The 4,419-nt window shown below is 59.9% G+C and carries 4 protein-coding genes and 4 pseudogenes; 2 read left to right on the top strand and 6 right to left on the bottom strand.

The window, feature by feature from the left end; translation table 11 throughout:
• Positions 1–106: 106 nt before the first annotated feature.
• Positions 107–349 (bottom strand): hypothetical protein, encoded by a 243-nt coding sequence (locus tag OCW50_RS32825; RefSeq protein WP_210805030.1) that lies wholly within the window; start codon positions 347–349, stop codon positions 107–109.
• A 147-nt stretch (positions 350–496) separates the two neighbouring features.
• Here OCW50_RS32825 and OCW50_RS32820 point away from each other — a divergent pair.
• Both OCW50_RS32820 and OCW50_RS32815 read left to right on the top strand, forming a co-directional pair.
• Positions 497–697 (top strand): annotated as a pseudogene (locus OCW50_RS32820) (integrase core domain-containing protein); the annotation flags it as partial.
• Positions 698–765: 68 nt separating this feature from the next.
• A pseudogene (locus tag OCW50_RS32815) lies at positions 766–2,031 on the top strand (IS256 family transposase).
• A gap of 56 nt (positions 2,032–2,087) precedes the next feature.
• Here the strand turns inward: OCW50_RS32815 and OCW50_RS32810 are convergent.
• From OCW50_RS32810 to OCW50_RS32790, 5 genes and pseudogenes are all read right to left on the bottom strand, one after another.
• A pseudogene (locus OCW50_RS32810) lies at positions 2,088–2,195 on the bottom strand (transposase); the annotation flags it as partial.
• 349 nt (positions 2,196–2,544) lie between these two features.
• Positions 2,545–3,285 carry a glycoside hydrolase family 12 protein gene (locus tag OCW50_RS32805; RefSeq protein WP_210805028.1) on the bottom strand — a complete coding sequence of 247 codons (741 nt, stop codon included), beginning with the start codon at positions 3,283–3,285 and terminating at the stop codon, positions 2,545–2,547.
• A 1-nt stretch (position 3,286) separates the two neighbouring features.
• Positions 3,287–3,553, bottom strand: coding sequence for an IS1096 element passenger TnpR family protein (locus OCW50_RS32800; RefSeq protein WP_247654126.1), 267 nt, complete (start codon positions 3,551–3,553; stop codon positions 3,287–3,289).
• A complete protein-coding gene (locus OCW50_RS32795) occupies positions 3,550–3,801 on the bottom strand; it encodes a plasmid pRiA4b ORF-3 family protein (RefSeq protein ID WP_262300378.1) in 252 nt (83 codons plus the stop codon). Before OCW50_RS32795 ends, OCW50_RS32800 begins: the two co-directional genes overlap by 4 nt.
• 191 nt (positions 3,802–3,992) lie before the next feature.
• A pseudogene (locus OCW50_RS32790) lies at positions 3,993–4,283 on the bottom strand (IS3 family transposase); the annotation flags it as partial.
• Positions 4,284–4,419 lie beyond the last annotated feature (136 nt).

Genomic DNA, 4,419 nt, shown 5'->3' with positions numbered 1-4,419 from the left:
TTACAACAAGCAGGGATGTCGAGCGACAGGCGAAGTCCGTCTCTTCAATCAGCTCTTCGGCCTTGCAGCCTGAATGACCCGTTCGACGGGGTCCGTTATGCCCTTTTCAAGTTACTGCAACGGTGCCGGTCAGGTGGTGATGAAGACCATAGCCGCAGGGACCGGCCTCGTAGAAGAACGATAGGGTGGCGCCGGGTCGCGCAAGCCGAGCGCAGAGTTTGCTGATGGCCGCCGGATCATTGGCAATCTGGCCAAGGTATTCCACGGTGCCGCCGCGCCCGCTCTCGGCCACCGCAACGGAAATCTGGTCCTTGTGGACATCCATGCCCACAAATCTGGTATACTTCATCAGGCCCGTCTCCTATGCATGAGGCTTTGCGCCGGCTGTGCCGGCTTAACCCTCGTACCGTTGCATATCGGATGACGGGCCGCCCTCACGCCCTGCAATCATAGGGACTAGTCGCAAGGGCGGCCAGATAATGACCTCGAACTCGCCGCGTTCATCGAAGCCTTCAACGGCCACTTCCGGGCCGAATACCTCAACACGCCCTGGTTCCGCAGCCTCGCAGACGCCCAAGAAACAGTGGAGATTTGGCGCAGATGCTACAACGAAGCACGGCCTCATGGCGCAATCGGCAACAGACCGCCGATTTGCTGCAAAACCATGGGGATGTCCCGGGTTCTGTTGAATGTTTGAAGAGGTCGGCGTTGCCCACCTTGAGCCGGTAGGCTCGGGGTGTTGATTCCACAAATGAGAGCAACGCCATGACGAGAGATATCACACCGGCTGGTTCGCCGGCGACCGGGGCTGTGGACGAAGGGTTTGCGGAAGTGCGGGCGAGCTTCGATCGGTTCTGCCTTGCGGCAGGGATCGAGGCGCTCGGCACGATGATGGAGGCGGATGTCACGGCGGCCTGCGGGCCGCGCCACGGTCGCGACGCGGCGCGGCGGGCGCACCGTTGGGGCCGAACGCGGGGACGGATCGGTTTCCACGGCGGCAAGATCGAGGTCGAGCGCCCGCGGGTCCGGGGCGTGGACGGCCGCGAGGTCACGATCCCAAGCTGGGAAACGGCAGCGTAGGAGGACTGGCTCGGTCGCTGGGCGATGAACCTGATCCCCCGATCCGGGCGGTGCCGGCACGTCACCCTCAGGCAGCCGGACAGCGCGGCCGAACCGGCGCGTCGACACATTGATCAGTCGGCGGCCTCGCGGAGGTTCGTAGCGCTGTCGGCCGCGCGGCTGGCCGACTTCATGGCTACCGATCTGTCCGCGCTCGACATTCTGGTGGTCCAAATCGACGGGCTGCATCTGGGCGACGATCTCGTGCTGGTCGCCGCGATCGGGGTTGACGGCGAAGGCAACAAGCATCCGCTGGCGCTGGTGGAGGGGGCGACCGAGAACGCCGCAACGGTTCAGTCCCTGCTGGACAACCTGGTCTCGCGCGGGCTCGACCCGACGGTACCAAGACTGTTCATCGTCAACGGCGCGAAAGCGTTGTCGAAGGCGATCCGCCGCACCTTCGGTTCGGCCGCCGGGATCCAGCGCTGCCAGATCCACAAGGCGCGCAACATCATGGAACGGCTACCGAAAGAGTACCATGCGACCACCCGTCGGGTGCTGCGCCAGGCCTGGGAGCTCGATGACGCCGACAAGGCTGAAAAATTGATCCGCAATCTCGCGCGTCGACTCGACCAGCAATGGCCCGGCGTAGCGGCGAGCATCCTCGAAGGCCTCGACGAAATCCTGACCGTCGTCCGGTTGAAGCTGCCGAAGGAGCTTCGTCGATCGCTCGCCTGTACCAACATCGCCGAGAACATGATGGGCACCATTCGCCGCGTCACGCGCAACGTCAAACGCTGGCGGGATGCCGGTATGGCCTTGCGATAGGTCGCGGCCGGCATGATCGAGGCCAACAAGGGCTTCCGACGATTGAAGGCGCATAAGCAATTCTCGCTTCTGCGTGCGGCCCTTCAAGCTCACCACGATCGCATGACGATCAAGCCCGTTGCCCACGTCACGAGGGCCGCGTAACATTCATTCCGGAAGCGTCGGCCCGACGTAGTTCAACACCGATCGGGACATCCCCTTGCCTGGCTGATCCCGGCCTTACGGCAGATCTCCGCCACCGCAACCCCGTCGTTGCCCTGTTTCGGGATGAACGCCTTCTGCGCATCTGAAAACTTCGAGGCCTTCATGGTCCATCGCTCCTCCCAGCCGAAGGGTTCGGCAGTCGAGAACTCTAGCCAAAAATGGTCCAGTTTGCCGACCGCAGATCACTTCGGGCGGGACTCTAACTCCGAAATACTCAGTGGCAGGTCAACATCGCCCGAACCACAAAGTGATAGGGCGTCGGCTGCGCGACTGTTCATATCAAAACTACGTCAGCAACTTGACGGTGCACGCCGCGACGAACTGAGCAGAACCTGCCAATTTAATTCGGCACGAGGCCTGCGGTGCCAGGCCCGCCATCATGAACAGCGGCCGATCTTCGTCGAGCCCACAACGAGGGAGCGGCTGATCACCTCATCGTAGGCCCCAAGGTAGTCACTTCGCTATTACAGCCCAATGATTGACCTCGAAGTTTTGCCCGCCTGGGGATGAGGTTATCTCAACACCGTATTGGACGCTGCCGACGATTATGTCACCGAAATATCCTTTCGACTTTATCCATTGCAGGATACTCTTGATATCCACAGTCTCGCTGTTGGTCTTGGAGCTGCGCAAAAACGAGATAACCTTATGTTTGTTCCAGCCTTCAAACACGTTCCAGGTAGCTCCCCCGACATTTACGCCTGTGTAGACTGGGACAGCGGCGGTCCCTGAAGAGTTATACTTGTAAGAAATGGGCTTAACATCACCGCTTCCATCCGGATTGCCGGTGTAGTTGGTCCAAAGCATAACCTCATACGTATTTGAGCTGTCCCAGATATCGTAGGCGAAGTTCCAACGGCCGCTAGTCGGGACGTTCTGATTAAAGTTCGACCTCAGGTCGTTGATCGCACTCAGCGGTTTCCCGACATTGAAAGCTCCGTGGGGATAGCTCTTGATGCCGCCAGTATCAGGTTGGTTCGACCACACACTCCACTGGTGGACCGAATGCACAGAGATCGTCTGGGGCCCAGCACCTTGACCATATACGTCGTTGTTCCAGGAATAGCCATCGCGGGCAAAAGTACCGTACTGATCGCTCGAACTCCAGATCGGCGCTTTTGCGGATGCTGGGAATAGCGCAACCATTATCGCAAAAGGTAGCGCAAGTACGTTCAGCTTCGACAATGCAGACATTCTAATCTCCATCCTGAGAGCGTCCAGCCAACCTGCAGTAAGCAAAAATGAGGCCAGCGGACAATGCGTTGACGGCGGCCTCGAGCGCCTTCCGGTCGACGACGTTGGGATCGAACCGCTCCGGACCCCAGAGGCGCATTTGTTCGTGCTCCGGATGTGCGGGGTCGCTGATGGCATCGAGGTATTCGGCATAGCCCGGCGCACCACCGACGTCTTTCGGAGGACAACGACGGACGGCCTCGAGCAAGAGGCGAAGTCCCTCTGTCATCGTGTTGTCGAATCATTTTTCGAATGCCCTGCTACGCCGCAGTCATAGCGATAATGGATCGCCTTGGCTCCGGTCTCTTGAACGATATCGCTGAGGCGCTCTTTACTGGCATTGATGGGCTGCTGGCCGTAATCGTCGTGGCGATCGGGAATCCCCCAACGGACCTCACCGGTGAAGAACTCGAAGAGGTGACGCGACAGATGGAGCCGATCAAGCCGTATGGTGACAGGTACGACAAGGCGAGGCATCCCTCCCACGGGCGGCCGTCCTGGACCGCGTTGAGCAAACCGCGTCCAGGGCAGCGAGAATGAGCATTTGCACGCTGTGCGGAGGCTTCACAGACAATGTGCAGCGGCCCGCTCGAATTTCGCGTTGCGAACACTACAATCGAAGAGTCGCGAACAGGACATGGGCCAGGGGCTATCCCTGACTTTTGTTGACGGCTGCCCAGTCCCGGCGAGAAGCGGGAGAAGGTATCGATGATCGTAAGGACGCGAAGCTTGTGTCCGCTCGCCAACTGATCATGGACGAAGTCCATCGCCCAGGTCTGGTTCGATCGTGTGGCCGGCCTGCGATCATCGCGCAGCTTGGCCTTGACCCGGCGCTTCGGCGTATTGTTGCGTAATTGCTGGCCCAATTCGCGATAGATCCGCCGCGTCTTGTTCTGGCCATGGCGCCAGCCTTCACGACGCATCAGCACGTGAACACGACGATAACCGTAGCGGATACGAACGGCACCGTTCTCTTATTCCGGGGATCCTGGTCAAGCCCTTTGAGCGGCCCTTTCCGTCATTTCGGCTGATATCACCTGTCGGGTCATGGTTCTCTCCGTGGTCGGCAAACACCGCCGCATGATGGGGTCGGAA

The organism is Microvirga sesbaniae, assembly GCF_025460805.1.
Classification (GTDB): domain Bacteria; phylum Pseudomonadota; class Alphaproteobacteria; order Rhizobiales; family Beijerinckiaceae; genus Microvirga; species Microvirga sesbaniae.
The sequence above is the reverse complement of the archived record's forward strand: the minus strand, read 5'-3'. Positions and strand labels throughout refer to the sequence as shown.

Coding starts and splice junctions, on each gene's coding strand:
- OCW50_RS32795 (WP_262300378.1), bottom strand. CDS start 3,801: ATGCCTCGCCTTGTCGTACCTGTCACCATACGGCTTGATCGGCTCCAT.
- OCW50_RS32800 (WP_247654126.1), bottom strand. CDS start 3,553: ATGACAGAGGGACTTCGCCTCTTGCTCGAGGCCGTCCGTCGTTGTCCT.
- OCW50_RS32805 (WP_210805028.1), bottom strand. CDS start 3,285: ATGTCTGCATTGTCGAAGCTGAACGTACTTGCGCTACCTTTTGCGATA.
- OCW50_RS32825 (WP_210805030.1), bottom strand. CDS start 349: ATGAAGTATACCAGATTTGTGGGCATGGATGTCCACAAGGACCAGATT.